The following is a 26,886-nucleotide window of genomic DNA, read 5'->3' as shown; positions in this document are numbered from 1 at the left end:
GGCGATGAGCGGAGAAACTGCGGCAGCACCGGGCCACGCCCGGCGGAATCCCGCGTCCATCGGCGTGCTGCCGGAAATTGCAGCACGCGCCGAGGCCGCCATCGCGATCCGCCATGACCTGCACCAGCACCCGGAGCTGGCCTTCGACGAGCACCGCACCAGTGCCCGCGTGGCCGAGCTGCTGCAGCAATGGGGCTATGAGGTGACCACCGGCCTCGGTGGCACCGGCGTAGTCGGCACGCTGCAGCGCGGGCAGGGAAGCCGTCGCCTGGGCCTGCGTGCCGACATCGATGCGCTGCCGATCCGCGAGGACTCCGGCCTGGCCTACGCCAGCCAGACCGAGGGCCTGATGCATGCCTGCGGCCACGATGGGCATACCGCGATCCTGCTGTCCGCTGCGCACTATCTGGCCCATCACGGCAATATCGACGGCACCCTGCAGCTGGTGTTCCAGCCTGCGGAAGAAACCGGTTCGGGTGCATCGAAGATGCTTGCCGACGGCCTGTTCGAGCGCTTCCCGGTGGATGCGATCTATGGGCTGCACAATTGGCCCGGCGTACCAGTCGGCCACTTCGGCTTCGTCGATGGCCCGGCGATGGCGTCGGTGGACTGGGCGCGGCTGAAGGTGATCGGCAAGGGCGGCCACGGTGCCGAGCCGCAGGGCAGCGTGGATCCGATCCTGGCGGCAGCGCACATCGTCACCGCGCTGCAGAGCGTGGTGTCGCGCAATGTCGATCCGCGGCAGATGGGCGTGGTCACCGTCGGCTCAATCCACGGTGGGCAGGCTGCCAATGTGATTCCGGATGTGGTCGAGCTGAAGCTGACCGTGCGCGCCTACCTGCCCGAGGTGCGCGACACGCTGCGACGCCGGGTCACGGAACTTGCCGAGCAGACCGCCGCCGCGTTCGGCGCGCGCGCCGAGATCGAGTTCCCGCGCGGCTTCCCCAGCGTGATCAACCACCCGCAACAGACGGCCTATGTCCGCAAGGTGGCGGTGCAGTGCTTCGGCGCCGAACAGGTGGTGCCCGGCTTCGCACCGCGCACCGCCAGCGAGGACTTTGCCTTCCTGCTGCAGGCGCGGCCCGGCAGCTTCGTGTTCGTCGGCAACGGCGACAGTCCACCGTTGCACAGCCCGCGCTATGTGTTCAACGACGCCGCCATTGCACCCGCTGCCAGCCTGTGGGCGCGGCTGGCCGAAGACTACCTGGTGAAGGACGTGGCATGAGCAACAACGAACGCTTCCTCTATACCTCGGTCGATGACCCGCTGGCGCGGCCGCTGTTCGCTGGCCTGGAACAGGAGTACGACCGCCGTTACGCCGACGTGCGCCGACGCATCGGTGGCAGCGCCCGCGAGGAGCTGCAGCGCTATCCGGCGCAGGCCTTCGCGGCGCCGGTAGGGGCCTTCGTACTGTTGCTGCGCGACGGTGTGGCGATCTCTGGCGGCGCCTTCATGCCGCACCGCGATCCAGACACCGCCGAATTCAAGCGCATCTGGACGCTGCCGGGGTTGCGACGCCAGGGCATCGCGCGGCGCGTGCTGCAGGAACTGGAAGAACAGGCGGCACGCCAAGGCTATCGGCGTGTGTTCCTGACCACCGGCTTCCGCCAGCCCGAAGCTGTCGGCCTGTACCTCAGCCATGGCTACACCGCGCTGTTCGATCTGGATGCAGATCCGGAAACCGTCGCGCACCTGCCCTTCGAGAAGCACCTGCGGGCGACGACGCCTGTCGTTACCCCTGCACAGGCACTGCTGCACGGAGCCCACGCATGAGCACACCGTCGACCGCGCTGGAGGGCATCGCCGCTCGTCCGGCGCCCGGACAGGCACTGAAGATCGTGCCGGCCCGGCATCCGCTGCAGGTCTTCGGCACGGTGCTGGCACTGGCGCTGATCCTGATCGGGCTGCAGTCCGTGCTGGGCAATCCGCGCTGGGGTTGGGGCACCTTCGCCGAGTGGTTCTTCGCACGCCCGGTGCTGGAAGGCCTGGGTCGCACGCTGCTGCTGACCGCGCTTGGCACCGGCCTCGGTTTCGCGCTGGGTACGCTGCTCGCGCTGGCACGCGTCTCCGGTTCGCCGCTGCTGTCGGCGGTGTCGTGGGGCTATGTGTGGCTGTTCCGCTCGATCCCGCTGCTGGTGCTGTTGCTGCTGCTGAACAACCTGGGCTATCTATACAGCACCATCGAGCTGGGCGTGCCGTTCACCGGCATCAGCCTGTTCTCGTACCCGACCACGCAGCTGATCGGCGTGTTCACCGCCGCGGTGCTGGGCCTGACCCTGAACCAGGCAGCGTTCTCGGCCGAGGTGATCCGCGGTGGCATCCTCTCGGTCGACCACGGCCAGTACGAGGCCGCGGCCGCGCTCGGCCTGCCGCGTGGCCGCCAGGTGCGCCGCATCATCCTGCCGCAGGCGATGCGTTCGATCCTGCCGGCGGCGTTCAACGATGTGATCGGCCTGGCCAAGAGCACCTCGGTGGTCTACGTGCTGGCGCTGCCGGAGCTGTTCTACACCGTGCAGGTGATCTATCGGCGCAACCTGGAAGTGGTGCCGCTGCTGATGGTGGCCACGGTCTGGTACCTGGTGATCCTGACCGTGTTGTCGCTGCTGCAGCGGCGCGTGGAACAACGCTTCGCGCGCGGCCAGCTGCAGCGCGAGCGCTCGGTGTCGCAGGTGTCGTCACCGGTGCGGACACCCAGTGATGCTGCGCCGCGCGTGGCCAACCGCCCGCGCATCGCCGCGCAGGTGGATGCCGGCGAGGGCGCGGCGGTGTCGCTGCACGGCGTAGGCAAGGTGTTTGGCGACCAGCCGGTGCTGGAGGATGTGAACCTGGACCTGCGCGCCGGCAGCGTGACGGTGCTGATCGGCCCATCGGGCGCCGGCAAGTCCACGCTGCTGCGGCTGATCAACCACCTGGAGCGTGCCGACAGCGGCTACGTGACCGTCGGCGGCCAGTTGATCGGCTACCGCCGTGACGGTGACACCCTGTACGAACTGCCCGAGCGTGAGATCCGCCGTCGGCGTGCCGAGGTGGCCATGGTGTTCCAGGGCTTCAATCTGTTCCCGCACCTGACCGCGCTGGAGAACATCATCGAGGCACCGATCGCGGTACGTGGCGTGCCACGTGCGAAGGCCGAACAACAGGCGCGCACGCTGCTGGAGCGGGTCGGCCTGGCCGACAGGGCCGATGCCTTCCCGCGCCAGCTGTCCGGTGGCCAGCAGCAGCGCATCGCGATTGCCCGCGCGCTGGCGCTGCAGCCGAAGGTGCTGCTGTTCGACGAACCCACGTCGGCGCTGGATCCGGAACTGGTGGCCGAGGTGCTGAGCGTGATCGAAGAACTGGCCCGTTCCGGTACCACGCTGGTGATCGTCACCCATGAGCTGAGCTTCGCCCGCCGCGTGGCCGACCACGTGGTGATGATGGACCAGGGCCGGGTGATCGAGCAGGGCACGCCCGACGCAGTGTTCGAGCAGCCGCGCCAGCAACGCACGGCCGATTTCCTGGCCAAGACCCTGTAACCCCGGAAGGAGCACCATGAGTCGTGCAGCATCGCGTCGTCCCTCGCGCAGCACCCTGTTGATCGTGGCGGTGCTGGTCATCGGCATTGCCGGTATCGTCTACTCGCGCGTGCGCCAGGCACCGGATGCAGGCACCGTGGTAGCGACCAGCCTGGCCGGCGCGAACACGGCCGTCCTGAAGGGCACCTTCGACTCGAAGGCGAAGGCGTTGATCCCCGCCGGTTATCAGTTCGTCACCCCTGGGGCGTTTACCGTGGCCACCCATCCGGGGCAGCTGCCGCTGGCCGACTACGGCGCCGACAGCAAGGACGTGGTCGGCATCGAGCCGGACATCGCGCGGCTGATCGCCGATGCGTTGGGCCTGAAGCTGGTGATCGTGCCGGTCGCGTGGGCGGACTGGCCGCTGGGGCTGGAATCGGGCAAGTACGATGCGGTGCTGTCGAACGTGACGGTGACCGAAGAGCGCAAGAAGAAGTTCGACTTCTCCAGCTACCGCTACGATCTTCTGGGCATCTATACGCGCAGCGACGGGCCCATCCAGAAGATCGAAAAGCCCGCTGATGTGGCCGGGCTGAAAGTGGTGGTGGGTGCCAGCACCAACCAGGACCAGATCCTGCGGCAGTGGGACCGGCAGAACATTGCGGCCGGGCTGAAGCCGGTGGAGTACCAGTACTTCGACGACGCCGTGGTCGGCCGCTTGGCGGTGATCACTGGCCGCGCCGATGTCTCGTTCGAGCCCAATGCCACCGGCGCCTACTCGGCACGCGATGGCAAGGTGCGGCGCGTGGGCCTGTTCCCCGGTGGCTGGCCGAACGCTGCGGCGATCTCGGTGACCACGCGCAAGGGCAGCGGCCTGGCCGATGCGGTGACGCAGGCGTTGAACACCCAGATCGGCAGCGGCACCTATGCGCAGGCATTGGCGCGCTGGAACCTGGCCGAGGAGGCGGTGCCGCAATCGCAGACCAATCCGCCGGGGTTGCCGACGCTGCAATGACACCGGGCGTGGCCCGGCGCTACCGCTGCTTCTGTAAAGCCGAGCCATGCTCGGCTGCAGTTCGCGCGGTGCGCGATGAGTCGAGCATGGCTCGACTCTGCAGGAGCATCCACCCATCGCGTGGATCTACTGGTGGAGTCTGCTTTCCGTAGAGCCGAGCCATGCTCGGCTGCTCTACCAACGCGCCTCCAGCGTTCTGAATGGTCTTGCCAGGCGCACGCCCTCCGCATCGAACGCGGTAACGTCGCGCCCATCCACACGCACGGTCTTCGGCATCGTCCGCGCCGGCCACCAGACCTTCACCGCCGTCCCACTGCGCAGGCCCTTGCCCAGCGTGATCGATAGCGTGCCGTCGCGTTGCCGTGCCTGCATCTGCAACGTGCCATACGCGGTGGGCAGGCGTTCCACCGCCAATCCATCGCCCGCCACCCACGAGGGGGGCGTGCCCGGCAGCAGTGAGAGCGCATCATCGTCTTCGCGCATCAGCATGCCGAACAGCGTGCGGCCGTATTCGGCACCGATCCAGGTGTGCGGCATGTCGCCCAGGTAGCGAGGAAAGCGCAGGCGTGAGTGCACGACCTCGGCCAGCACCTGCCACTGAAGCGGGCGCCGGTCATGCAGCAGCCCCTGCAGCAGCTCATCGGCGACCTGCGGCTGGCCCAGGTGTACGTAACTCAGCACGTTGCGGATCTCGTACGGTGTGTACGCGTACAGCGCACCGGGCTGGCTGCGCTTGCGCACGTCCTCCAGATAGCGCGCAAAGGTTGTCCGCAGCGCGTCGGCGGGCAACACGCTCTGTGCGCCGGTCGGGTCCAGTGCGATCGAAACGCCGGTGGGATCGCCATCGCCCAGGTCGGCCGAGGAGGGAATGAAGTCGATGCCCTTCCACGCCATCGTCGCCCGGATCGAGGCATGCAGTGCGTCGTAGAGCAGCTTGTATTGTTCGCGCGCCCAGGCTGCGGTCTCGTGGTCGCCCAGCGATTCGGCCAGCCAGGCACCGTCGTGCCAGCCCTTCAGGCCCCAATAGTCGTCCCAATAGCTGTGGGTGGGCGACGGGTAGCCCTCATGGCTGATCGACGGCGCAAGAATGCCTGCGAACCGTTCCGGCGAAGGCTGGTCAGCCTTGTAACCGGGCACCAGCGTGCGCTCGCGCAGCTCCTGCAGGAAGCGCAGCGCCGCTTTCACCTTCGGCAGATAGCCACGCACAGACTCGGGGCCGCCGTCCAAGCGCGCGACATCTGCCACCAGCGCGACGTACTGGCCCTGACTGTCGTACTCGATGTCTGATCCAAAGCCGGTGTTGACGCTACCATCGTCGTTGAGGATCGGTGAGACCAGGCCGTTGGGATGCACGCCGTGCTCGCTGTACCAGGCCAGGTAGTCGCGCGCCACGCGGGCTTCCCCCATGCGCAGCAGCACCGCCGAGGTGGCCATGCCGTCGCGGATGAAGGAACGGTTGTAGTTGCGCGGGCCGGGCTGCATGGCTGGACCGGTCTGGTTGATCAGCATGTAGGTGGCCTGCGCGCGCAGCATGTCCACCAGCGACGGATCGGGCAGGCGCAGGCCGACCTGGCCCAGCCGTGCCTGCCAGTCCGCAGACGCCTGCGTGGCCAGTGAATCAAACGCCGCACTGGCATCGTGGGGCAGCGTGGCCAGATCCAGCGCAGGCGCTTCGGGCAGCACGCCATTGGCATCGGCGGCGGTGCCCAACGGGAACGCGACCACGACGGCATCACTGGTTCCCGGCGCCAACGAGACGCGGTAGTTCAATGCAGCCGAGGCAAGCCCCTGATCATCACGCACCTGTTGCGTGGAAGGCAGCTGGCCGGCAGCGATGGTCGCGGTGATCTCCGTTGCGCCATCCTTGCCGAATGGCGCCGCACCCGACGCAGCCACCGGCGTGAGCGACTGCAGCAGCGTGCGGCCATTGACGCGCACGGATTGCCTATCGATGGCCACCTCGCGGATCGGGGACAGCCCGCCGTTCTGCCACGGCGGATTCATCTGCATCGGGCGCACCACCAGGCTGAGCGTGCCATCGATCCGGGTGCTGCCGGTGTTGTGCAGGCGATGCCGCAGGAAGGTCACCGGCTGGCCATCGCGCTCGATGGCGAATACTTCACTGCGCAGCTGCAGGCCGGGTTGCGGTGACCAGGTGGCGGAGGGCATCGGCTTCCAGCCGTCGCGCAAGGCATGCTGCATGGCCTGCCCGGCGGCGCCGGCGGTTTGGCCATCGGCATTGCGCCAGATGGGCTGCACCAGCGGTGCGCCCTTGAAGGCTTCCAGGTTGCCGTACTCGTCGAAGATCGACTTCTGTCGTCCTGCATGCACACCCACGGCCGTCCAGTAGGTCTGCTGCATCTGCAGCGAGGCCGGGAACAATGCGCGCTGGGCGCCGCTGGCGACGATCTGATACTGCTTCATCGGCGTCATCACGGCTTTCGGACCGAGCAGGCGCAGGCGTGCGATCCGTGGCGCAGCGCCGTCCACGCTCAGGCGGAAAGCACGCAATGGTTGTGCTGCAGTGGCGGCCAGCCAGCTTTGCCGGTGACTGGCCGCCTGTGCATCGTGTGCGAGGTCCTGCCAACGGCCCTGTGCATCCTGCGCCTGTAGTCGGGCGGCGCCTCGTGCGCCATCGGCCCAGTCGACCACCAGGCCAGCCGTTGATTGGGCCTGCGGCAGCGTGATCTCGAACGTATGGGGTCCATTTGCCCCGGCCGGCATCGCGACGGTGCCGCCGCCTTGCCAGAGCGCCGCTGCCTGCGTTGCATCGATACCGCTGATGCGTGCGCTGAGCGTGCTGTCCAGCGGCTCCATCTCGAAGATCGACACGCCCCAATCGGAAGTGCGCTGCGGGCTGGCCAGTCGCAGGTAGCGCGCCTGGCGCGGCGCGAAGTACAGCGTTTCCACATCGCCCAGCGAATCGGCCATCGTGTACGCGGTCTGCCACTGCCTGCCGTCCAGTGAGGTCTGCAGCGAATAGCCTTCCGGATTGGAGACATCCCAGGTGAGGCGTGCGCCGGCCAGCAGGGTGGGCGCGCCCAGGTCGATCTGGAACCAGTGGCCCGGACTGAACGCGCCGCCGGTAACGGTCTTCGGGTTGCCGTCGATCAGGTGGCTGATCGCCATCGCCGGCACCTGCTGCGAGGAACTGCTGGCCTGCCATTGGCTGCGCGGGGGGAGGGTCTGTGCCTGTGCGCTGGAGGCCAGGGCGGCCAACAGTAAGGCCGCAGCAGGGCGCAATTGAAAAAGCGGTGTGGAGACCTTGGAGCGTTCGGCGCGCAACGTCATTACGGACAGCCTCGCAGGTTCGGCCGGAATCGGGCGAGCGCTACGCTAGCAAGGGATGTAATCGGTTACATGACGCACTGCAGCGCCGCTGGACGCTGGCGCTGCCATCACGGGAGGGCTGACGGATGTGGCTCTGGACGTGTAGCGCGGATTGGCTAGGGCACGTCGAAAGTCCGTCCACGTGGTTGTCATTTGACAACCAATGTGAGCCGTGTGCAGACTATGGAGAACAAGGAATGTCTCGAGCGCGTCATCCAGACAAGGACATCGAAGCGGCGTTGCAGTTCGCGGAGGATCGTGGGTGGAGGCTCCGTATGGCGGGCGGCCATGCGTGGGGCCGGATGTATTGCCCTTACAACGACACCGATTGCCGATGCGGGGAGTTCTGCATCGTCAGCATCTGGAGCACACCGCGTAGCGGCAGCCATCATGCAAGGGCCTTGCGGCGTGTGGTCGAGAACTGCAGTCGTGAGCAATGAGATCTCGCTTCGTCAGAAGCGAAGGGGTCAATCATGGAATTCAACTTCACCCTGAAGTACCGCTTGCCGGACACAGGTATTGAAATCGGTGTCCTCGAGCAGCGCCTGGCCGAAGGCGGCTGTGACGACGCGCTTGTGGGCCTTGGGCTGCCGGGACGGCTGGCCTTGGCGTTCTGCCGCGAAGCAGATAGCGCAGGGGCTGCCCTGCGTTCGGCGCTGGACGATGTGCAGCGGGCCGTGCCCGGTGCCGAACTGGTTGAAGTGAGCCCCGATCTGGTTGGGCTCACTGACGTCGCAGACCTGCTCGGAATGTCGCGCCAGAACATGCGGAAGCTCATGCTGGCCAACCCGCAGTCGTTTCCATCCCCCGTGCATGACGGCTCGACCTCGATCTGGCATCTCGTCGACATTCTCGGTTGGCTGCGAGCGCGCGGCAGCGGGAAAGTCACGACGGAAATGACCGAGCTCGCCGCCGCTGCGCTACAGATCAATCTGGCCCGGGAAGGGCGCAGGCTTCACCCGAAGACGTAGCGGCGGCCAGAATTGTAGCCCACCGCATTACAGCTCCACCGTCTCCCACCAGCGCGTACCTGCCTGCGGCGCCTGCATGTCCAGTGCTTCGCCCATCATCGGCGTAGCCACTGCAACATTGTTTGCAGCGGCCAGCGCGGTGATGCGTTCGAATGGCTGCTGCCATGCGTGCAGGGCCAGGTCGAAGGTGCCGTTGTGGATCGGCAGCAGCCACTTGCCGCGCAGGTCCAGGTGCGCCTGCAGGGTCTGTTCCGGCTGCATGTGCACGAATGCCCAGCGTCGATCATAGGCGCCGGTCTCGATCATGGTCAGGTCGAACGGACCGTATTTCTCGCCGATGGCCTTGAAGCCGTCGAAGTAGCCGGTGTCGCCGCTGAAGAAAATGCGGAAGTCACCGTCCTGGATCACCCATGAAGCCCACAGGCTGCGGTCGCTGTCACCCAGCCCGCGGCCGGAGAAGTGCTGGCCCGGGGTCGCGGTCAGGCGCAGGCCGTTGGCTTCGGTGGATTGCCACCAGTCCAGCTGCTCGACTTTGCGCGCATCCACCCCCCACGCGATCAGCTGGTCGCCGACGCCGAGCGGTGCAATGAAGCGCGCGGTCTTGCCGGCCAGCTGCATGACCGCGGCATGGTCCAGGTGGTCATAGTGGTTGTGCGAGAGGATCACACCGGCGATCGGCGGCAGCGCGTCGATGCTGATCGGCGGTGCATGGAAGCGTGCGGGCCCCATCCACTGCACCGGCGAGGCGCGCTCGGAGAACACCGGATCGGTCAGCCAGTACTGGCCACGCAGCTTCAGCAGGATCGTGGAGTGCCCCAGCCGGAACAGGCTGCGATCCGGTGCGGCGTCCAGCGTGGCGCGGTCCAGCGGCTTCACCGGAATCGGGTGCGCGGGCACGGTGCCCTTGGGCTTGTTGAACAGGAACGTCCACCAGATCTCCGCGCCGTCGCGCAGGCCCATCGCCGGACGGGGCAGGGCATTGCGGAACTTGCCATCACGGTACCGCGGCGAATCGGGGAAGTCGGGAAGGGACCAGGATTTGCAGAAGGTGTAGGCGGTCACGGCGAGGATTCCGAGCAGGAGGACAAGGAGCAGGCGCTTCATGGGTGACGTCCGCTGGGTACACTGAACAGTGTAGTTTCGTATTGTTCAAAAGTACACTGTCGAGTGTAAAATGGAGGCATCCGTTCAGTTATCCGGTTCCCGCCATGTCCCGTCCCCCGCAACGCCTGACCGACCGCAAACGTGACGCCATCGTGCGCGCGGCGGTGGAGGAGTTCCGTGCATCGGGCTACGAGGCGACCAGCATGGACCGCATCGCCGAGGCGGCGGGGGTCTCCAAGCGCACCGTCTACAACCATTTCCCGAGCAAGGAAGCGCTGTTCTCGATGATCCTGGAGGAGCTGTGGGAGCGCAGCGTGGCCAGCGACGCACTGCCATACCGCGCCGACCAGCCGCTGCAGACGCAGTTGCTGCAGTTGCTGGGCCAGAAGCTGGACCTGCTCAGCGATGGGAATTTCATCGATCTGGCGCGGGTCGCGATGGCCGAGATCATCCATTCACCGGAGCGCGCGCAGGCCATCGTCTGCCGCATGGGCGAGAAGGAAAGTGGCGAGAGTGCCTGGATCCGCGCAGCAATTGCCGATGGCCGTCTGCGCGAGGTGGATCCGGACTTTGCCGGCCACCAGTTGCATGGGCTGGTGAAGAGCTTCGCGTTCTGGCCGCAGGTCACGATGGGGCAGCCACCGTTGACCGCGCAGGAACGTGCGCGCGTGGCCGAATCGGCGGTGGCGATGTTCCTGGGGTTCTACGCGGTCTAGCTGGCTGCGAAGCGACGGAACTCGTCGGCCGGCAGTGCCGCCGAGTACAGGTAGCCCTGGCCGACATCCACCCCGAGTGCGCGCAGCTTCTGTTCCTGGGCGAGGGTCTCGGTACCCTCGGCCACCACGATCGCGCCGCAGCGGTGCGCGACCTCGACGATGAAGCGAACGATCGACTGTGACTTGGCGTCGGACAGCGTGGCGATCAGTGCCTGCTCGATCTTGACCTCGGCGATGGCCAGCTGCGAAAGCAGGATCAGGGTTGAATAGCCGGCGCCGAAATCATCCAGCGACAGGGTGACCCCGGCTGCCAGAAGCTGTGCGATGTTGGCATCGACCACGTCGCGCTCGACGATTTCGGTCCATTCGACGATCTCCAGGCGCAGCATCGCACCGGGGATGTCATGCAGCTGCAGCAGCTCCTGCAGGCGCAGGCCGAAGTCGTGCAGGCGCAGCGATTCGGCTGAAACATTGACTGCAATTGTCAGCGCCGCGCCGTCCCGCCGGCAGTGCTGCAGGAAGTGCACCGCCGACCGCAGCGTGGCCCATTCCAGGTCTGCCAGCCGCCCCTGCCGGCGCAGCAGCGAGATCACCCGCATCGGGGCAATCGGCCGGCCTTCGCCGTCGCGCATGCGCAGCAGTGCTTCGGCGCCGACCAGTTGGCGGTCCTGCAGACGATGCTTGGGCTGGTAGCACAGCGGCGCATTGCCCTGCTGCAGCCAGTGCTCGAGCGCAGCCTCGATCAGGGCGTCGATCTCGCTGTCGCGCTGGATCGGGTCATCGAAGAACACCACGCCCGACTCGATCGCGCTCAGTGCCAGGGTTATGGCGCGGAATGGAAGATGTCCTTCGTCGGCATCAGCGGGGGGCTTCAATTCAACCACTGCACAGCGGAACAGTGGCCGGAAGCCCGGCCAATCGCGGCCGACCCGATCGGCCAGGTTGCTGGCCAGCTCGGTGATCTGCGGTTGCGTGCGCAGTGTGGACAAGGTCAGGCCGCGCACCAGGATCGCCAGCGCGGCATCACCGAACTGATAGATCTCCAGCTGCGCAGCCGACAGCGAGGGCAGCAACCGATGCACTTCTTCGGTGCTGTCGCGCTGCCACAGGCCGTTGTCCTGCAACGGCCCGTAGCGCAGGCGCAGATCGCGCAGGTTGCCCATCTCGGCCACGATCAGGCAGGCCTTGCCGGTGCCGTCGTTATCCCGCCAGTACTGTTGCAGGCGTTCACCGAGCGCACGCATGTTGGGCAGCCCGCTGATCGGATCGATGCGGAGCCAGGCCTGTTCGCGCTGGCGTTGCGCATCGATCTGGGCATCGTTGTAGACCAGCGCGAACACAGCGCCGAGCACGAGCAGCGAGACCGGCAGTGCCAGCACGCGCTGGATCGCCAGCTCGGCCACCGGCAGTTGATCGGCGCCAATGATCGCCACACCCAGCGCCAAACCCAGAGCGGTTACCCCGATACGCACGCCCCAGGCCTGCAGGATCATGCGCGGCGAGAGCTCGTTGAGCATGCGCGGGTACAGGTGCCTGCGCAGCCAGACGCCGGCCACCATCTGCAACACGGCCTCAAGGCTGGCAGGCAGGAAGAACGGGATACCGGCGAACTGGTAGCGGGCCAGCAGGGCGGCGGTCAGGCAGGCCAGGCCCCCGCGCCATCCGCCCAGCAGGCCACTGACCAGCAGGATGTCGAAGCCGAGGTGCAGCTTGACCACACCCTGGGAATAACGGGCCACGAACCAGGAATTGAACAGGTAGATCAGGCCCAGCGCTACGCCGACATACAGGCGACGGCCTTCAATGGCGTGCCCGGCGCGACGGGTGGCGATCAGCAGCACGCCGATCATGCCGATCACTGCCGTGGCCTGCAGCAGATACAGCGGCAGGCTGGGCAGGGCGCTGTCCAGGACCTGGGTCGAGACCCGTGAAAGCGCATCCATAGCAGGTTCCCGCCTGTGACCGACGGCCAGTGACGAGCAGGGTAAACCACGACCGCGCGCGCGGCCACTGAGCGTGCTCTGCGGCGGCCGGCAAGGTCAGTAGCGCGGGTCGGCGATGGCGGGCAGCACCAGTTCGCGCACGAAGCCGGAGGATGACAGCTGCAACAGGGCGCTTACCATGGCCACGACATCGTGGACCGGCACCTGCTCACCGTCGCCGCGCGCTGCGGCCTCGGCCACCGGCACCGACAAGGCGTCGTCGGTGTTGAGGTAGCCCAACTGCAGGCTGGTCACCGCCAGCCGGCGATCGCGGAAGCCTTCGCGCAGCGCATCGGCGATGCCGTTGAGGGCGAACTTCGAGGCGCCGAACGCCACTTCCGGGCGGCCACTGCGAGGCAGGGCCGAGGTCGAACCGGTCAGCACCAGCTGCGGGCGCGCTGCGCCCAGTACGCGGGGCAGCAGGCGTTGCAGCAGTAAAAGGGTCGCGGTGATGTTGACGTCGACCAGCTTCGTGAGTGCAGCATCGCTTTCATCGAGGAAGGCGTACTCGTCGCTGAAGGCCTTGTCTTCCCAGATGCCCAGGTTGTGGATCAGCACATCGATATCGGTCGGTGCCTGCGCTGCGATGTGGTCGGCAGCCACGGTCGGCCGGGACAGGTCTGCTTCGATCCATTGCAGGGTGACGCCGTCAGCGCAGGCGATGCCGCACGGGCGGTTGCGCGAGACACCAATCACAGTGTCACCCATGGCACAGAGGCCTTCCACGAACGCGCGCCCCAGGCCCTTGCTGGCGCCGATGACCATCAATCTCATGTTGCTTCCTCGTTGTACTGCGGCAGCCACGATCGGCTGCCAGAACGGTGCTCCACTTGGCGAACGCGCGCAGGCCGCCGCGTTCGGCGGTAAGGGTCGAGGCCGTGTCGTCGAACTGGCACCGGTACCGTGGCAGCAGCCGTCGCTGCTGCAGGCGCTGGGACGCAGTGGCCGCCGACCGCCCGGTCAGCTCGCACATCGCCTCCCGCACCGGGGGCGATGTGCGCCAGGATGAGCGAGAATGCGTAGGGTCACCGGCAACAGGAATCTCCTGGCATGGACGAGCACAACGCCACCACTGATGGCATGCCGCTGCCGTTGGCGTGGCAGAAAGCGTTGGCCGACGCGCGCATCGAGCGGCAGTCGATGGGTGTTTCGCGGGCCGACGTTGCCCGCGTGCTGCGGCCAGGTAGACCCGACGCCTTCCTCAAGTCGGAACTGATCGATGCCTTCAGTGAGCTGGGCGATGAGATCGCGCGCCTGCGCTGGCTCCAGGCACAGGGACAACCGGCGCCAACGGTGATTGCCACGGCCGAAGAAGCGGGCCGGCACTGGTTGCTGATGAGCGCGCTGCCTGGCCGCGATCTGGCTTCGTCGCCGGAACTCGCGCCGCAGCAACGGGTGGAGATACTGGCCGACGCGCTGCGCGGGCTGCATGCGTTGCCGGTAGCAGCCTGTCCGTTCGATCAGCGGCTGGCCTCGCGCCTGCCGGCCGCGCAGGCACGGGTCGAGGCGGGGCGCGTGGACGCCGATGACTTCGATGACGAACGCCTGGGACAGAGTCCACAGCAGGTCTTCGCCCAACTGTGCAGCAATCGTCCCGATCATGAAGATCTGGTGGTCAGTCATGGCGATGCCTGCCTTCCGAATCTGATGGTGGCCGAGGGGCGTTTCAGCGGTTTCATCGACTGTGGGCGGCTGGGCGTGGCCGACCGTTACCAGGACCTGGCGCTGGCCGCGCGCAGCCTGGTCCACAACTTCGGTGATACGCGTTGGGTCACGCCGTTGTTCCAACGCTACGGCGCTGTAGCGGACGAGCGCCGGTTGGCGTTCTACCGGCTGCTCGACGAGTTCTTCTGAGCCCGCGCGCGGCTGGCGATGGCCGCGCAGATCAGCCCACCGATCACGCTCAGGTGTTCCAGTGCGAAGAACAGGGCCAGCTGCTGTTCCGCGCCGTGCTTGGTCCAGAAGGCATGCACGATGGCGATGGTCAGCAGCATGAACACCGCCAGCGCGCCGCTGCCCAGCCAGAGCAGGCGATCAAGTAGCAGGCACAGTGAGCCACCCAGCAGCACCAAGGCGCTGGCGAGGTTGAACAGCACAGGCGGTTGCAGCCCGGCCGCCTGCATTTCGGCCACGCTGTTGTCCCACGCCAGCAGCTTGGCCAGACCCGATGACAGGAACACCACGGCCAGCAGCAGTCGGGCCAGGAACCACAGCACGCGGCTGTCGAGCAGGGCGGTGATCATCCGCGGCATGAAGTCTCTCCGGGTTGGGCTTGGAACGGGCCGCGCAGCATCGGGCCTCAACCGCAGTTGAGGTCAAGGGCCGGCTGAACGGAACTCGCTGGTTGGCCGGGTTGCCATCTTCCATGTGGACGAACGTTCGTTCATTATTGGCGCCATGAACCGAGCCGACCGCAACGCGCAACGCAACGCGCAGATCCTGCAGGCCGCCCTGCAGTGCTTCCTCGCCAAGGGATTCCACCAGACCAGCATGCGTGACATCGCGCAGGCGGCCGACGTCAGCCTGGGCAATCTCTACAACCACTTCCCTGGCAAGGAAGCGATCATCCTTGCAGTGGCCGTGGCCGAGAGCGAGGAATTGGCGCCGTTGCTGCAGCGGCTGGCCGTGGCCGACGGTGATCGCACGCAGGTGCTGGCGTTCCTGCAGGACTTCCACACGCTGTGCAGCCATCCGGAATGGGCGACGCTCGCCGTCGAAGTGCTGGCCGAGAGCGCACGCAATCGGGCCGTGGCCGAGGCATTTGCGGCCAATCGCAGGCAGTTGCAGGCTGTGCTGGCCGAAGCGCTGCAGCAGGTGGCACAGCGTGAACGTCGGCGTCCCGTGCTGGCCCCGGCACTGCAGGCGCAGGTGCTGCTGGATGCCATCGAAAGCGATGCGCTGCGTCGCGGGCTGGGCGAAGCCGGTGGCACCGATGAGGCTCCGCTGGACCCTGGCCTGCTCGCGCTGCTGCTCGGTGCACGCGCATGAGCGCGGTTGAGCGGCGATTGCACGGCCTCGATCTGGCACGGTATCTGGCGCTGGCAGGCATGGTGCTGGTCAATTTCCGCCTGGCGATGGCCGTGCCGGCAGAGGGTCAGGGTTGGCTGGCCGGCTTCTTCCATCTGCTGGAAGGCAAGGCCTCTGCGACCTTCGTCACCCTGGCCGGACTTGGCCTGGTACTGGCCACACAGCGCCTTGGCTGGATGCCGGCCAGCGCGCAGACCTGGCGGCGCGCGCTGTTCCTGCTGGTACTGGGCCTGCTCAACCTGACCCTGTTCCCGGCCGACATCCTGCACTACTACGCGGTGTATTTCGCGCTGGCGGTGCTGTGGCTGCGTGCGTCGTCACGGGTGCTGCTGGCCAGCATCGCCGGCCTGGCGGCCGGGTCGTTCTGGGCACTGCTGCACTGGAATTACAGCCAGGGCTGGAACTGGCAGACGCTGGAGTATGCCGGTCTCTGGCAGTGGCCGGGTGCCGCGCGCAACCTGCTGTTCAACGGCTTCCATCCCTTGCTGCCCTGGATGTGCTTCTTCCTGCTGGGCATGCTGCTGGCGCGCCTGCCGTTGTCACAACCGCGGGTGCAGCGTGCGTTGCTGCTGGTGGGCCTGCTGCTGATCGGCGCAGGCCAGGCCGTGCAGCACCTTGCGCAGGGAACGCCCTGGCAGCCGTGGCTGGGAACGCAGCCGATGCCGCCGGGACCGGCCTACGTGTTGACCGGTGCGGGCGCAGCCTGCAGCGCGATTGCCGCGTGCCTCTGGATCAGCCGCCGGTATCCGGGGGATTGGCTGGAACCGCTGACTGCAGCAGGGCGAATGACCCTGACCCTCTACGTCGGCCACATCCTGCTGGGCATGGGTACGCTGGAATGGTTGGGGCTGCTCGATGGCAGCGCGTCGCTACCGACCGTGCTGCTGTGGGCGCTGTTGTTCCTGATGCTGGCCACGGGCGCAGCGTGGCTGTGGTCGTGGCGGTTCACGCGGGGGCCATTGGAAGCGGTGATGCGTCGCGTCGCCGGCTAGCACGTTGGTCGCGCAGGCACGATGTTGTGACGGACATGTCTGTGTCATGGCGGGCACATCTGCGATAGTTGTCGCAGATAACACTTTCCGCTTGCATCCATGTCATCCGCTTCGGCGCAGCATCTCGGCGAAGTCCTCCAGCAATCCTATGGCATCACCGCGACCGCCGTGGTGCCACGCCCGGTTGGCGCCGATGCCAACGCCAGCGTGTATCGCATCGATGCACGGCGCGGGCAGTGGTGGTTGAAATGCCGCAGTTATCAGGTGGCCCCTGCCGTCTGGGACACCCTGCATTGGCTGCGCGGCACGCTGGGTATCGAGGAGATCGTTGCGCCCTGGCCGGCGTTGACCGGCGGGGCATCGGTGCAGCGCTGGGGCCTGCAGTTCACCCTGTTCCCGTATGTGGAAGGCCAGTCCGGTTTCGAGGCGGCATTGAGCCGCACGCAATGGCAACGGTTGGGCGAGGTGCTGCGGCGCCTGCACGAGGCGTGCCCGCCACCGGCGCTGCAGGAAGCGCTGCCAAGCATCCGGATGGAAACCGCGGCGCTTGATACCGTCGGGCAGTGGCTGGCCGGCGAAGGCCTGGCGGCTGCCAAGGATGGGCTGGGCCGTGCCTTCGTTTCCGTCTGGGACCAGCAGCACGCGCGCATCGCGGCGCTGCACGCGCAGGCACTGCAGCTGCACGCGGCGTTGCAGGATGTGCCGGTGCGGCTGCACCTGTGCCACACCGACCTTCATGCCGGCAATCTGCTGATGGGCAATGACGGCGGCCTGCACCTGATCGACTGGGATGGCCTGTCGCTGGCACCGCGCGAGCGCGACCTGATGTTCATCGGTGGCGCTGTCGGCGGGCGCTGGGGCCGCGAGAACCCGTTGGGATTCGAGGAAGGCTATGGCAGTGACCGCGGCGACCCTCGCTGGATCGCCTGGTACCGTCACTGGCGCATCCTGCAGGACCTGATCGAGTTCCAGCAGGTCCTGCTGGGCAGCGATGGAGAGGACCGGTCGCCGCAGCTGCGCCGGCAGTCGCTGCATTTCCTCAGCGAACAGTTCGCACCGGGCAATGTGTTCGACGCGGCCGAGCGGGTGTATCGCGCGCTGTAGATCCACGCCATGCGTGGATGAACCCTGCGCGCTCAGTCAACGGTGGAGGCGCGAAGAGCAGCCGAGCGTAGGCTCGGCTCTACAGAGGAGTGCAGCGTCATCCACGCGTGGCGCGGATTTACTCGGCGGGCTTCGCCGCTGATGAGGCGGCTGCGCTGGCGGCGCGGCGCGACAGCACGGCCTCGCGGTGGGCAATGTAGGCGTTGGCGGCGAGGATGATGCCGGCGCCGATGATCGTCCAGCGGTCCACGCTTTCGTTGAACAGCAGCCAGCCGAACAGCGTCACCAGCGGCAGCTGCAGGAAGCTGATCGGGGTCAGCGCCGAGACTTCACCCAGGCGCAGCGCCCGCGTCCACAACAGCTGGCCGATGGTGCCGAGCACGCCGGTGGCCAGCAGCCACAGCCAGGCCATGCCGCTCGGCCAGACCCAGACGAACAGCGCCGGAACCAGCGACAGCGGCACCCAGAACACGTAGGTGTAGAGCACCACGGTATCGGCGCTGTCGACGCGGGTGAGCTGCTTGATCTGGATCGCCACCAGCGAACTGAGCACTGCGGCGGCCACGGCGACCAGGCTGCCCGCGGTGAAGCCGGCGGTACCGGGTCGCACGATCACCAGCACACCGATGAAGCCGACCACGACCGCGGCCCAGCGGCGCACGCGCACGGTTTCACCCAGCCACAGCACGGCGGCGATGGTGACGAACAGCGGCGTGGAGTATGAGAGCGACACCGCCTGCGCCAACGGCAGGTGGCCCAGTGCCCAGAACGCGCACAGCATCGAGCCCAGGCCAATCGCACTGCGCACGAAATAGCGCGGCAGCTGTTGCGTCTTCAGCGGAGCACGGCCCGGCCGCAGCAGCATCGGCAGCAACGCCAGCAAGCCGAAGGCATTGCGGAAGAACGCGACTTCCTGGGTTGGCACGTACCGGGTGGCGTAGCGGATCGCGACCGCCATCAGGCCGAACGCCATCGTACTGCCGAGCATCAACAGCGCCGCCCGCATCGGGGCGGCGCTGGGGGAGAGGGCGGGAGTGTTCACCACTGTGCGCCGAGCAGGCGGGGCTCCGGTTCGATCGGCACGCCGAACTTCTCCAGCACCGAGGCCGAAATGCGGCGCGCCAGCGCCAGCAGCTCAGCACCGCTGGCATTGCCGTGGTTGACCAGTACCAGCGCGTGGCTGGGGGCCACGCCGGCATCGCCTTCGCGGAAGCCCTTCCAGCCGCAGGACTCGATCATCCATGCCGCCGAGACCTTGCGCTTGCCGTCCTGCTCGGCCGGGAACACCGGCAGGTCGGGGAAGTGCTGCAGCAGCACGTCGACCTGTTCCAGCGGCAGCACCGGGTTCTTGAAGAAGCTGCCGGCGTTGCCCAGTACATCCGGGTCGGGCAGCTTGCGGCGGCGGATCGCGATCACGGCATTGGCAACGTCCACTGCGCTCGGCAGCTCCACGCCCTGTGCCTGCAGTTCCTCGCGGATGCCGGCGTAGTCCATGCGCAGATCGTGCAGCAGTGGCAGCTTCAGTTCGATGGCGGTGATCAGGTAGCGATCCGGTTGCTGCTTGAACACGCTGTCGCGGTAGGCGAAGCCACACTGTTCGTTGTCCAGCCGTACCCAGGCCTGTTGCTGGCAGTCCCAGGCCTCGACGGCCTGGATGAACTCGCCGACCTGCGCGCCATAGGCGCCGATGTTCTGGATCGGCGCGGCACCGGCGGTGCCGGGAATCAGCGCCAGGTTCTCCAGCCCGGACAGGCCTTCCTGCAGCGACCACATCACCAGGCCATGCCACGGCACGCCGGCGCCGGCACGGATCACGGCATGGTCGGCGCGGTGTTCAAGGAAACTGATGTCACGGTTGCCGAACACCAGTACGGTGCCCGGCAGGTCCTCGGCGATCAGAACGTTGCTGCCGCTGCCCAGCACCAGCAGTGGGTCGCTGGCCACCTCGGGCAATGCCAGCACCTCCGGCAGCAGCGCGGCATCGTGCAGTTCCAGCAGCTGCGCGGCGCTGGCCTGCACGTGGAAGGTATTCAGCGCCTGCAGCGGCGCATTGCGGGTGAGCGTCCAGCGCAGCGGGGCGTTGCCGTCGATGGTATCCATAGGCGCGCTCACAGCGGGGCCACCGCGCCGCGGCTCGGCGCTTCGCGGCGGCGACGGATCGCCTCGACGCATTCGGAAACCAGCGCCGGTCCACGGAAGATCAGGCCGCTGTAACACTGCACCAGTGCGGCACCGGCCGCCATCTTGGCTACCGCATCGGCGCCGGACAGGATGCCGCCGACGCCGACCAGCGGCACCGATTCGGGCAGGCGCGCGCGCAGGCGGCGCAGCACCAGCGTGGACTGCTCCAGCACCGGTGCACCGGACAGGCCGCCAGCCTCATTGGCCAGCGGATCGCCGGCCACCTTGCTGTGGTCGATGGTGGTGTTGGTGGCGATCACGCCGTCCACCTGCAGTTCGCCCAGCACGCGGGCGGCGGCGTCGATATCGCGTTCGCTGAGGTCCGGCGCCACCTTCACCAGCATCGGCACGCGTCGGCCGTGGCGGGCAGCAAGGTCTTCCTGGCGGTCGCGCAGCTGGCTGACCAGCTGGCGCAGCGCGGTCTCTTCCTGCAGCTCACGCAGGCCTGCGGTGTTGGGCGAGGAGATGTTGACGGTGATGTAATCGGCCAGCGGGTACACCTTGTCCAGGCAGGCAATGTAATCGTCCACGGCCTGTTCGTTGGGGGTGTCCTTGTTCTTGCCGATGTTGATGCCGAGCAGGCCGCGGCGGTTGCGCGCGCGCTCGACGTTGCGCACCAGCGCGTCCACGCCCGCATTGTTGAAGCCCATGCGGTTGATGATCGCGTTGTGTTCCGGCAGGCGGAACAGGCGCGGTTGCGGATTGCCGGCCTGCGGGCGCGGGGTGATGGTGCCGATTTCGACGAAGCCGAAGCCGAGCGCGAACAGTGCATCGATGTGCTCGCCGTTCTTGTCCAGGCCGGCGGCCAGGCCGACCGGATTGGGGAAGGTCAGCCCGAACACCGTGCTGGGCATCGGCGCGATGCGTGCGGCCAGCAGCGGCGTGGTGCCGGTGCGATAGGCCAGGTCCAGTGCGGACAGGCCGAGGCCGTGGGCGCGCTCGGCGTCGAGCGAGAACAGGAAGGGGCGGGCAAGCGAATACATGCGTCGGTTCAGTCCAGCGTGCCGAGGAAGGCTCGGGTTCGATATTCAAAAGCGACCTGGCCGTCCACCGCATGGGCGGCGAACAGGTCCTGCAGAGCGTCGATCATCGCCGCGTGGCAGGGATGACCGGATTGGGGTGCGTAGGAGGAGGACAGCAGGCGCCCGCGCAGGGCGTCGAAGTCCAGATGCTGCACGTTTGGCAGCTCTACCCTGCCGCGCAGGCCGGGGCCGAACCAGGCCTGCATGGTGGCATCGTCCTGGTAGCGCTCGGCCACAGCGGTGTAGTCGGTGCCATAGTCCAGCAGCAACTGTTCGTAGCCGATCAGGAACGGGCTGGCATCGAGCAGGCGCGAATTCCAGTAGATCAGTGCCTGGCCACCGGGGCGCAGGATGCGCTGCCACTCGGCGCGCACCGCCACGGTGTCGAACCAGTGAAAGGCCTGCGCGACGCTGACCAGATCGATGCTGGCGTCCTCCAAGCCGGTGGCCTCGGCACGGCCATCGACAGCGGAGAAGTCCGGATACTGCGGCGCCAGCCACTGTTCGGCGGCGGCGCGCATGGCAGCGTTGGGCTCGACCGCCACCAGCGGATGACCGCTGGCCAGAAACAGGCGACTGGAAATACCGGTGCCGGCGCCGATGTCGGCGACCACGGCCTCGCGGCTGACGCCCATCGGGCCATGCAGCCACTCCAACAGGGCGGGCGGATAATCGGGCCGGTAGCGGACGTAGTCGGCGACGCGGCTGCTGAAGCGTTCAGTGCTGTCGGAGGCGGTCATGGCGTCAGTTCGACACTGCCGCCAGCCATGCCAGGCCGCCGAAGAACAGGATGAAGACCAGGATGGCGGCAAGCACGGCGCCGACCATGACCCAGCCCAGCACCAGGCCGGTAACGGCCAGGCCGTCGCCTTCCAGTTCATGCGGGCGGCGGCGGATCTCGGCGCGGGCCATGTGGCCGGTGATGATGGCGACGATGCTGGCCACGAAGGGCAGGACGGTCCAGCTGGCGATGCCCATGACCAGGCTGACCACGGCCAGGGCGCTTGTCTGTCGGGGTGCCACGCTCATCGGGTCCTCCTTGGCAGTGTGCACATGATAGTGCCTCTGCCCGGGCAATCCCATGGGCAGTGCCCTGTAGAGCCGAGCCCATGCTCGGCTGCCCCCTTGGGCTGATGCGGGATCGACCGCGTCTTGCGTGCAAGCCGAGCATGGGCTCGGCTTTACAAATTCAGCCCATCAACACCTGGCCGCCATCCACGTTGAGCACGCTGCCGGTAACCCAGCGCGCCAGTGGCGAGCACAGGAACAGGGCGGCGTCGGCGATCTCACGCGGGTGGCCAAAGCGACCGAACGGGATCTTCGCCAGGGTGCCGTGGTACAGCGCTGGATCCTCGACGCGGCGACGGTCCCAGAGCCCGGCATCGAACTCGATCGAGCCCGGTGCGATGGCGTTGACCCGGATCCGGTCCTTGGCCAGCGCCAGCGCCTGCGAGGTGGTGTAGTGCGAAAGCGCGGCCTTGGCAGCGGCGTAGGGCGCGCCACCGGGGCGCGGCTGCTGCGCGGCAATCGACGACAGATTGAGGATGCAGGCATCGCTGGATGCGCGCAGCCAGGGCAGGGCCAGGCGTGAGGCACGCACCGCCGCCATCAGGTCGATCTGCAGGCTCGCGGCCCAGCCCTCCTCATTGTCGGCCATGCCGTAGCCGGTGGCATTGTTGACCAGCACATCGATGCCGCCGAAGGCATCGGCGGCGGCCTGCAGCCAGGCCTGGATCTGGCCGGGATCGGCCAGATCGGTGGAAAACGCATGCAATGGCGTGCCCTGCGCCTGTGCATCGGTGCGCAGGGCCTCCAGGCCGGCCTGGCCGCGCGCGCAGACCGAGACCTGCGCACCGGCACCAGCAAAGGCCAGTGCCATTTCACGACCAATGCCCTTGCTGCCGCCGGCAATGAGCACGCGGCGGCCGCTGAAATCGAGGATCGGAGCCCCTGCGGGGATCCGACCCTGGGCATGGCTCAGATCCCCGGAGGGGCTCTGACCCACAGACGTGTCTGCGTCGCTTGCCATCACAGGTCGAACTTGATGCCCTGCGCCAGCGGCAGCGAATCCGAATAGTTGATGGTGTTGGTCTGGCGGCGCATGTAGACCTTCCAGGCATCCGAACCGGACTCGCGGCCACCGCCGGTGTCCTTCTCGCCACCGAAGGCGCCGCCGATCTCCGCACCGGACGTGCCGATGTTGATGTTGGCGATGCCGCAGTCGCTGCCGGCGGCCGACAGAAACTTCTCGGCGGTCTTCAGGTTCTGGGTGAAGATCGAGGACGACAGGCCCTGGGGCACGCCGTTCTGCATGTCGATGGCTTCGTCGAGGGTGTCGTACGGCATCACGTACAGGATCGGTGCGAAGGTCTCGTGCTGGACCACGGCGTCGCTGTTCTTCAGGCCCGTGACGATTGCAGGCAGCACGAAGTTGCCGGCGCGGTCGATGCGGGTGCCGCCGGTCTCGATGGTGCCGCCGGCCGCCTTGGCCTGGGCAATGGCATCGAGGAACTGCTGCACGGCGCCTTCGCTGTTCAGCGGGCCCATCAGGTTGGCGGCATCGGTCGGATCGCCGATCTTGCCTTCCACCTGCTTGTAGGCCTTGACCAGGGTGGCCAGCACGTCGGCGTAGATCGAGCGGTGCACGATCAGGCGGCGGGTGGTGGTGCAACGCTGGCCGGCAGTGCCGACCGCACCGAACACGATGCCCGGCACGGCCAGCTTCAGGTCGGCGGTTTCGTCCAGGATGATCGCGTTGTTGCCGCCCAGTTCCAGCAGGCAGCGGCCGAGGCGGCGTGCGACCTTCTCGTTGACGGTGCGGCCGACCTGGGTCGAGCCGGTGAAGCTGATCAGCGGCACGCGGCGGTCATCGACCATCTTTTCCGACAGCGCGGTGCCGGCATCGTTGATCAGGAAGAAGATGTCCGGGAAGCCCGCTTCGCGCAGGGCATCGTTGCAGATCTTCAGCGAGGCGATGGCGGTCAGCGGCGTCTTGTTGGACGGCTTCCAGATGCACACGTCGCCACAGATCGCCGCCAGGAACGAGTTCCAGCTCCACACCGCGACCGGGAAGTTGAAGGCCGAGATGATGCCGACCAGGCCCAGCGGGTGGTACTGCTCGTACATGCGGTGGCCGGGGCGCTCGGAATGCATGGTGTAGCCGTACAGCATGCGGCTCTGGCCCACGGCGAAATCGGCGATGTCGATCATCTCCTGCACCTCGCCATCGCCTTCCGGCTTGCTCTTGCCCATTTCCAGGGCAACCAGCGAACCCAGGGCGTCCTTGTGCCTGCGCAGCGCTTCGCCGCACAGGCGCACGGCTTCACCGCGGCGCGGCGCCGGCGTGGTACGCCAGACCTTGAAGGCTTCCTGGGCGCGGGCGACGACGGTCTCGTACTCGGCCTCAGTGGTGGCGCGGACCTGCGCGATCGGCTCGCCGGTGGTCGGGTTGACCGGGGTGATCAGCTCACCGCTGGTCGCGCTCGACCACTCCCCGTTGCCCAGGTACGTGCCAGCGTTGATCGCGTCCAGGCCAAGGGACTTGAGCAGCTCGGAAGACATGCAGACTCCTGTGTTTCGTTACGTTGTTTGGCGCCATCGCGGGCAGTGGGGGACGCGATGAACTGAATCGCCGATGGTAGCAGAGCGCCCCGTCCGGCCATGGTGCAACGCGCCAGGGGAACCGGGTGGAACATGAATGCTTGGAGGGCAGGGCACGTTGCCTGTAAACTTCCCGGCTGCATGGCCCCGTAGCTCAGCTGGATAGAGCGTCCCCCTCCTAAGGGGAAGGTCGCCCGTTCGAATCGGGCCGGGGTCACCATGTTCGCGGCGCCACGTCCGCGCGCTGCCCGCGAGGCCACTCGGATATGCTGGCGCCTCACCCTGCGATCCGGCCGCCATGGACCACCGCCTGCAGCCCGTGCAACCCCACGACTACGCGCTCATCGCCGGGTGGCTGGATTCGGTCGCAGCCACGTTGCGCTGGGCCGGGCCGGGCGTGCCCTATCCACTGCCGCCCGATCAGTTCGAGCAGGTATTGCAGCTGCGCGAACGCCCGGGATGGCTGCTGCTGGCAGAAAGCGGCCAGCGCGTGGGTTTCGGCCAGGCCTGGTGCACCGAGCCGGGTACGATGCATCTGGGCCGTCTGGTGGTTGCCCCGCAGGCACGGGGCTGCGGTCTCGGGCGGAGGTTGGTACACGCGCTGATCGAGCAGGCGTTCCAGTCTGATGCTGTCCAACGGCTGACCCTGCGCGTCTACCGGAACAACGCCGCCGCGCTTGCGTTGTACCGGACCCTCGGCTTCGAGCCGGTGGACACTGCATCCACGCCGGCGCTGCTGTTCATGCAGCAGGCCCGGCGCTGAGCATGGCCACGCAGGCCGGTACGCCTTCAGTCCTGCTTGAGCAGTTCAACCAGCTGGCGCAAGCGATAGGGCTTGGGCAGGAACTCCACCTGCTCAGGAAGCGGCGGCAGCTGCGAACGCGCATAGCCGGAGGACAGGATCATGCGTGCATGCGGCTGCTCACGCGCGACGTGCTCGCTGAGCTCGATGCCGGACATGCCATTGGGCATGCTGACATCGCTGAACACCACGTCGAAGCGTGCGTCGCCCTTCAGCAACGCAGCGGCTTCATGCCCGTCGGCGGTGGTGGACACCTCGATGCCGAAATCGCGCAGGGCCATGCCGATCATCTCGCGCAGATCGTTCTGGTCCTCCACCATCAGTACGCGGATCGGGTCATCGGTCATGGGTTGCATCCTCGGTTGCGGGGAGCAGCAGGCTGACCGTGGTGCCGACACCGGGCGTGGTGGACACATCGACGAAGCCGCCGCTCTGGGTAGTGAATCCGAACACCTGGCTCAGGCCCAGGCCGCTGCCCTTGCCGATGTCCTTGGTGGTGAAGAAGGGCTCGCTGGCCCGCTCGGCGATGTCGGCGGCCATGCCGTGGCCTTCGTCGCAGACGCTGAGGGTGACATAGCCGCGTTGCAGCGTGGTGTCTGCATCCGGGTCGAGGCGATGTTCCAACGCGGTGCCGATCAGGATGCGGCCGCCATCGGCGGTGGCCTCCACGGCATTGGCCACCAGGTTCGCCAGGGCGGTCTGGAGCTGCATCGCATCGGTGCTCACCAGCGGCAGGCCCGGGGTGAGATGGGCTTCCAGTACCACCGTGGGCGGGCAGGCGCGTTGCAGGTCCGGCAGCCACTGTCGTACCAGCGCATTGATGTCCACCGATTCCCGGATCAGGGTCTGGCCGGTGCTGAAGGCCAGCAGCTGGCGGGTCAGCAGCGCGCCGCGGTCGGTGGCTGCCTGCGCGGCATCCAGCAGCTCGGCTGCGCGTGCATCGTCACTGCTGACACGCAGCGACAGCAGGTCAAGGGCGTTGCCGATGGTGGTCAGCAGGTTGTTGAACTCATGTGAGAGGCCGCGAGTGAGCCGGCCGACCGTCTCGAACTGCTGCGTATTGCGCAGCGCACGCTGGGCATCGCGCAGCAGCCGCTGCGCCTGCCACTGCTCGGTGATGTCACGGGTGATCTTGACGAAGCCGAGCAGTTCGCCGGCTTCCACGACCGGTTCGATGACCACGCTGGCGCGGAACGACGAGCCATCGCGGCGAACGCGCCAGCCCTCACTGGCGGCATGACCCTGCTGCGCTGCCACGCGAAGCAGGCGCCTCGGTTCACCGGCCTCGCGGTCGGCGGCCAGGTAGAAGCGGCTGAAGTGCGTTCCCACCACTTCATCGGCTGAATAGCCTTTGATACGTTCGGCGCCCGGGTTCCAGCTGCACACGATGCCTTCAGGATCAAGCAGGTACAGCGCATGGTCGCGCACGCTGTCGATCAGCAGTCGCAGTTGTCGGGAAGGGTCCGTCAGCACGGACGTCGTAGAGGCGGCTGCGTCCACGTGTAAATAAGTGTTACCCCTGTGAGGGACGTGAAGCTAGGCACTC

Annotated in this window: 25 protein-coding genes and 1 tRNA gene; 12 read left to right on the top strand and 14 right to left on the bottom strand. The window is 67.1% G+C overall.

Going from position 1 to position 26,886, the window contains the following annotated elements:
* Positions 1-4: 4 nt before the first annotated feature.
* The 4 genes from ACM0O9_RS17395 to ACM0O9_RS17380 are packed head-to-tail and all read left to right on the top strand — an operon-like array spanning position 5 to position 4,509.
* On the top strand, positions 5-1,225 hold the full coding sequence (locus ACM0O9_RS17395) for a M20 aminoacylase family protein (protein ID WP_414603874.1): 1,221 nt from the start codon (positions 5-7) through the stop codon (positions 1,223-1,225).
* Positions 1,222-1,773 (top strand): GNAT family N-acetyltransferase, encoded by a 552-nt coding sequence (locus ACM0O9_RS17390; RefSeq protein WP_065177493.1) that lies wholly within the window; start codon positions 1,222-1,224, stop codon positions 1,771-1,773. Before ACM0O9_RS17395 ends, ACM0O9_RS17390 begins: the two co-directional genes overlap by 4 nt.
* Positions 1,770-3,515, top strand: a complete 1,746-nt coding sequence (locus ACM0O9_RS17385) for an amino acid ABC transporter permease/ATP-binding protein (protein ID WP_315973889.1) — start codon at positions 1,770-1,772, stop codon at positions 3,513-3,515. The genes ACM0O9_RS17390 and ACM0O9_RS17385 overlap by 4 nt, the downstream gene beginning before the upstream one ends.
* 16 nt (positions 3,516-3,531) lie before the next feature.
* On the top strand, positions 3,532-4,509 hold the full coding sequence (locus ACM0O9_RS17380; protein WP_065177494.1) for an ABC transporter substrate-binding protein: 978 nt from the start codon (positions 3,532-3,534) through the stop codon (positions 4,507-4,509).
* Positions 4,510-4,683: 174 nt separating this feature from the next.
* On the opposite strand, the gene ACM0O9_RS17375 is transcribed toward ACM0O9_RS17380, so the two are convergent.
* Entirely contained in the window at positions 4,684-7,800 is a 3,117-nt protein-coding gene (locus tag ACM0O9_RS17375; protein WP_414603875.1) for a galactose-binding domain-containing protein, read from the bottom strand.
* Positions 7,801-8,312: 512 nt separating this feature from the next.
* Between ACM0O9_RS17375 and ACM0O9_RS17370 the strand changes: the two genes are divergently transcribed.
* Entirely contained in the window at positions 8,313-8,810 is a 498-nt protein-coding gene (locus ACM0O9_RS17370; protein WP_005416285.1) for a helix-turn-helix transcriptional regulator, read from the top strand.
* 27 nt (positions 8,811-8,837) lie between these two features.
* Here the strand turns inward: ACM0O9_RS17370 and ACM0O9_RS17365 are convergent, their stop codons facing one another.
* The gene (locus tag ACM0O9_RS17365) at positions 8,838-9,914 is read right to left on the bottom strand and encodes an MBL fold metallo-hydrolase (RefSeq protein ID WP_414603876.1); all 1,077 of its coding nucleotides are present in this window, start codon (positions 9,912-9,914) and stop codon (positions 8,838-8,840) included.
* A 104-nt stretch (positions 9,915-10,018) separates the two neighbouring features.
* On the opposite strand from ACM0O9_RS17365, the gene ACM0O9_RS17360 reads away from it, so the two are divergent.
* A complete protein-coding gene (locus tag ACM0O9_RS17360) occupies positions 10,019-10,630 on the top strand; it encodes a TetR/AcrR family transcriptional regulator (protein ID WP_005416287.1) in 612 nt (203 codons plus the stop codon).
* Here ACM0O9_RS17360 and ACM0O9_RS17355 read toward each other — a convergent pair.
* Both ACM0O9_RS17355 and ACM0O9_RS17350 read right to left on the bottom strand, forming a co-directional pair.
* Positions 10,627-12,573, bottom strand: a complete 1,947-nt coding sequence (locus tag ACM0O9_RS17355; protein WP_164229542.1) for an EAL domain-containing protein — start codon at positions 12,571-12,573, stop codon at positions 10,627-10,629. The genes ACM0O9_RS17360 and ACM0O9_RS17355 overlap by 4 nt on opposite strands.
* A 96-nt stretch (positions 12,574-12,669) precedes the next feature.
* Positions 12,670-13,386: an SDR family NAD(P)-dependent oxidoreductase gene (locus ACM0O9_RS17350; protein WP_065185125.1), complete on the bottom strand. Its 717-nt coding sequence runs from the start codon at positions 13,384-13,386 to the stop codon at positions 12,670-12,672.
* Positions 13,387-13,662: 276 nt separating this feature from the next.
* Between ACM0O9_RS17350 and ACM0O9_RS17345 the strand changes: the two genes are divergently transcribed.
* Complete coding sequence (locus tag ACM0O9_RS17345; RefSeq protein ID WP_329844085.1) at positions 13,663-14,466, top strand: APH(3')-II family aminoglycoside O-phosphotransferase; 804 nt, start codon at positions 13,663-13,665, stop codon at positions 14,464-14,466.
* Here the strand turns inward: ACM0O9_RS17345 and ACM0O9_RS17340 are convergent.
* On the bottom strand, positions 14,439-14,864 hold the full coding sequence (locus ACM0O9_RS17340; RefSeq protein ID WP_414603877.1) for a DoxX family protein: 426 nt from the start codon (positions 14,862-14,864) through the stop codon (positions 14,439-14,441). The two genes, ACM0O9_RS17345 and ACM0O9_RS17340, sit on opposite strands and share 28 nt — an antisense overlap.
* A gap of 145 nt (positions 14,865-15,009) precedes the next feature.
* Here ACM0O9_RS17340 and ACM0O9_RS17335 point away from each other — a divergent pair, with 145 nt between their 5' ends.
* The 3 genes from ACM0O9_RS17335 (at position 15,010) to ACM0O9_RS17325 (ending at position 17,735) form a co-directional block, all read left to right on the top strand.
* The gene (locus ACM0O9_RS17335; protein WP_111129081.1) at positions 15,010-15,600 is read left to right on the top strand and encodes a TetR/AcrR family transcriptional regulator; all 591 of its coding nucleotides are present in this window, start codon (positions 15,010-15,012) and stop codon (positions 15,598-15,600) included.
* On the top strand, positions 15,597-16,631 hold the full coding sequence (locus tag ACM0O9_RS17330) for a heparan-alpha-glucosaminide N-acetyltransferase domain-containing protein (protein ID WP_414603878.1): 1,035 nt from the start codon (positions 15,597-15,599) through the stop codon (positions 16,629-16,631). Before ACM0O9_RS17335 ends, ACM0O9_RS17330 begins: the two co-directional genes overlap by 4 nt.
* A 99-nt stretch (positions 16,632-16,730) precedes the next feature.
* Entirely contained in the window at positions 16,731-17,735 is a 1,005-nt protein-coding gene (locus ACM0O9_RS17325) for an aminoglycoside phosphotransferase family protein (RefSeq protein WP_005416294.1), read from the top strand.
* A 118-nt stretch (positions 17,736-17,853) separates the two neighbouring features.
* Here ACM0O9_RS17325 and ACM0O9_RS17320 read toward each other — a convergent pair whose 3' ends face one another.
* The 7 genes from ACM0O9_RS17320 to amaB form a co-directional block, all read right to left on the bottom strand.
* Complete coding sequence (locus ACM0O9_RS17320; protein ID WP_005416295.1) at positions 17,854-18,741, bottom strand: DMT family transporter; 888 nt, start codon at positions 18,739-18,741, stop codon at positions 17,854-17,856.
* 32 nt (positions 18,742-18,773) lie between these two features.
* Positions 18,774-19,835, bottom strand: coding sequence for a UDP-N-acetylmuramate dehydrogenase (gene murB / locus ACM0O9_RS17315; protein WP_065177504.1), 1,062 nt, complete (start codon positions 19,833-19,835; stop codon positions 18,774-18,776).
* A gap of 8 nt (positions 19,836-19,843) precedes the next feature.
* Positions 19,844-20,899: a quinone-dependent dihydroorotate dehydrogenase gene (locus ACM0O9_RS17310; protein ID WP_061477858.1), complete on the bottom strand. Its 1,056-nt coding sequence runs from the start codon at positions 20,897-20,899 to the stop codon at positions 19,844-19,846.
* 8 nt (positions 20,900-20,907) lie between these two features.
* Entirely contained in the window at positions 20,908-21,678 is a 771-nt protein-coding gene (locus ACM0O9_RS17305; RefSeq protein WP_414603880.1) for a class I SAM-dependent methyltransferase, read from the bottom strand.
* Between the two features lie 4 nt (positions 21,679-21,682).
* Positions 21,683-21,967 carry a DUF4190 domain-containing protein gene (locus tag ACM0O9_RS17300; protein WP_005413144.1) on the bottom strand — a complete coding sequence of 95 codons (285 nt, stop codon included), beginning with the start codon at positions 21,965-21,967 and terminating at the stop codon, positions 21,683-21,685.
* Positions 21,968-22,127: 160 nt separating this feature from the next.
* Positions 22,128-22,967 carry an SDR family NAD(P)-dependent oxidoreductase gene (locus tag ACM0O9_RS17295; protein WP_414603881.1) on the bottom strand — a complete coding sequence of 280 codons (840 nt, stop codon included), beginning with the start codon at positions 22,965-22,967 and terminating at the stop codon, positions 22,128-22,130.
* Entirely contained in the window at positions 22,967-24,499 is a 1,533-nt protein-coding gene (gene amaB, locus ACM0O9_RS17290) for an L-piperidine-6-carboxylate dehydrogenase (protein ID WP_005416301.1), read from the bottom strand. Before amaB ends, ACM0O9_RS17295 begins: the two co-directional genes overlap by 1 nt.
* 182 nt (positions 24,500-24,681) lie before the next feature.
* Here amaB and ACM0O9_RS17285 point away from each other — a divergent pair.
* Together ACM0O9_RS17285 and ACM0O9_RS17280 are read left to right on the top strand one after the other, a co-directional pair.
* Positions 24,682-24,758: transfer RNA gene (locus ACM0O9_RS17285), tRNA-Arg, on the top strand.
* Between the two features lie 78 nt (positions 24,759-24,836).
* On the top strand, positions 24,837-25,301 hold the full coding sequence (locus ACM0O9_RS17280) for a GNAT family N-acetyltransferase (RefSeq protein WP_414603882.1): 465 nt from the start codon (positions 24,837-24,839) through the stop codon (positions 25,299-25,301).
* A gap of 26 nt (positions 25,302-25,327) precedes the next feature.
* Here the strand turns inward: ACM0O9_RS17280 and ACM0O9_RS17275 are convergent, their stop codons facing one another.
* Together ACM0O9_RS17275 and ACM0O9_RS17270 are read right to left on the bottom strand one after the other, a co-directional pair.
* Complete coding sequence (locus tag ACM0O9_RS17275) at positions 25,328-25,687, bottom strand: response regulator (RefSeq protein ID WP_049413819.1); 360 nt, start codon at positions 25,685-25,687, stop codon at positions 25,328-25,330.
* Complete coding sequence (locus ACM0O9_RS17270; RefSeq protein WP_414603883.1) at positions 25,677-26,840, bottom strand: two-component system sensor histidine kinase NtrB; 1,164 nt, start codon at positions 26,838-26,840, stop codon at positions 25,677-25,679. The genes ACM0O9_RS17275 and ACM0O9_RS17270 overlap by 11 nt, the downstream gene beginning before the upstream one ends.
* Positions 26,841-26,886: the final 46 nt, after the last annotated feature.

The sequence above is a fragment of the Stenotrophomonas sp. FR012 genome, assembly GCF_047520565.2.
Taxonomy (GTDB): Bacteria; Pseudomonadota; Gammaproteobacteria; order Xanthomonadales; family Xanthomonadaceae; genus Stenotrophomonas; species Stenotrophomonas sepilia.
The sequence above is the reverse complement of the archived record's forward strand: the minus strand, read 5'-3'. Positions and strand labels throughout refer to the sequence as shown.

Excerpts from the sequence above, each read along its gene's own strand:
- ACM0O9_RS17345 (WP_329844085.1), top strand. The coding sequence starts at position 13,663 with ATGGACGAGCACAACGCCACCACTGATGGCATGCCGCTGCCGTTGGCG.
- ACM0O9_RS17300 (WP_005413144.1), bottom strand. The coding sequence starts at position 21,967 with ATGAGCGTGGCACCCCGACAGACAAGCGCCCTGGCCGTGGTCAGCCTG.
- ACM0O9_RS17395 (WP_414603874.1), top strand. The coding sequence starts at position 5 with ATGAGCGGAGAAACTGCGGCAGCACCGGGCCACGCCCGGCGGAATCCC.
- ACM0O9_RS17360 (WP_005416287.1), top strand. The coding sequence starts at position 10,019 with ATGTCCCGTCCCCCGCAACGCCTGACCGACCGCAAACGTGACGCCATC.
- ACM0O9_RS17340 (WP_414603877.1), bottom strand. The coding sequence starts at position 14,864 with ATGCCGCGGATGATCACCGCCCTGCTCGACAGCCGCGTGCTGTGGTTC.
- ACM0O9_RS17320 (WP_005416295.1), bottom strand. The coding sequence starts at position 18,741 with ATGCGGGCGGCGCTGTTGATGCTCGGCAGTACGATGGCGTTCGGCCTG.
- ACM0O9_RS17380 (WP_065177494.1), top strand. The coding sequence starts at position 3,532 with ATGAGTCGTGCAGCATCGCGTCGTCCCTCGCGCAGCACCCTGTTGATC.
- ACM0O9_RS17350 (WP_065185125.1), bottom strand. The coding sequence starts at position 13,386 with ATGAGATTGATGGTCATCGGCGCCAGCAAGGGCCTGGGGCGCGCGTTC.
- ACM0O9_RS17375 (WP_414603875.1), bottom strand. The coding sequence starts at position 7,800 with ATGACGTTGCGCGCCGAACGCTCCAAGGTCTCCACACCGCTTTTTCAA.
- ACM0O9_RS17385 (WP_315973889.1), top strand. The coding sequence starts at position 1,770 with ATGAGCACACCGTCGACCGCGCTGGAGGGCATCGCCGCTCGTCCGGCG.
- murB (WP_065177504.1), bottom strand. The coding sequence starts at position 19,835 with ATGGATACCATCGACGGCAACGCCCCGCTGCGCTGGACGCTCACCCGC.
- ACM0O9_RS17330 (WP_414603878.1), top strand. The coding sequence starts at position 15,597 with ATGAGCGCGGTTGAGCGGCGATTGCACGGCCTCGATCTGGCACGGTAT.
- ACM0O9_RS17325 (WP_005416294.1), top strand. The coding sequence starts at position 16,731 with ATGTCATCCGCTTCGGCGCAGCATCTCGGCGAAGTCCTCCAGCAATCC.
- ACM0O9_RS17370 (WP_005416285.1), top strand. The coding sequence starts at position 8,313 with ATGGAATTCAACTTCACCCTGAAGTACCGCTTGCCGGACACAGGTATT.
- ACM0O9_RS17310 (WP_061477858.1), bottom strand. The coding sequence starts at position 20,899 with ATGTATTCGCTTGCCCGCCCCTTCCTGTTCTCGCTCGACGCCGAGCGC.
- ACM0O9_RS17355 (WP_164229542.1), bottom strand. The coding sequence starts at position 12,573 with ATGGATGCGCTTTCACGGGTCTCGACCCAGGTCCTGGACAGCGCCCTG.
- ACM0O9_RS17390 (WP_065177493.1), top strand. The coding sequence starts at position 1,222 with ATGAGCAACAACGAACGCTTCCTCTATACCTCGGTCGATGACCCGCTG.
- ACM0O9_RS17295 (WP_414603881.1), bottom strand. The coding sequence starts at position 22,967 with ATGGCAAGCGACGCAGACACGTCTGTGGGTCAGAGCCCCTCCGGGGAT.
- ACM0O9_RS17335 (WP_111129081.1), top strand. The coding sequence starts at position 15,010 with ATGAACCGAGCCGACCGCAACGCGCAACGCAACGCGCAGATCCTGCAG.
- ACM0O9_RS17365 (WP_414603876.1), bottom strand. The coding sequence starts at position 9,914 with ATGAAGCGCCTGCTCCTTGTCCTCCTGCTCGGAATCCTCGCCGTGACC.
- ACM0O9_RS17305 (WP_414603880.1), bottom strand. The coding sequence starts at position 21,678 with ATGACCGCCTCCGACAGCACTGAACGCTTCAGCAGCCGCGTCGCCGAC.
- ACM0O9_RS17280 (WP_414603882.1), top strand. The coding sequence starts at position 24,837 with ATGGACCACCGCCTGCAGCCCGTGCAACCCCACGACTACGCGCTCATC.
- ACM0O9_RS17275 (WP_049413819.1), bottom strand. The coding sequence starts at position 25,687 with ATGACCGATGACCCGATCCGCGTACTGATGGTGGAGGACCAGAACGAT.
- amaB (WP_005416301.1), bottom strand. The coding sequence starts at position 24,499 with ATGTCTTCCGAGCTGCTCAAGTCCCTTGGCCTGGACGCGATCAACGCT.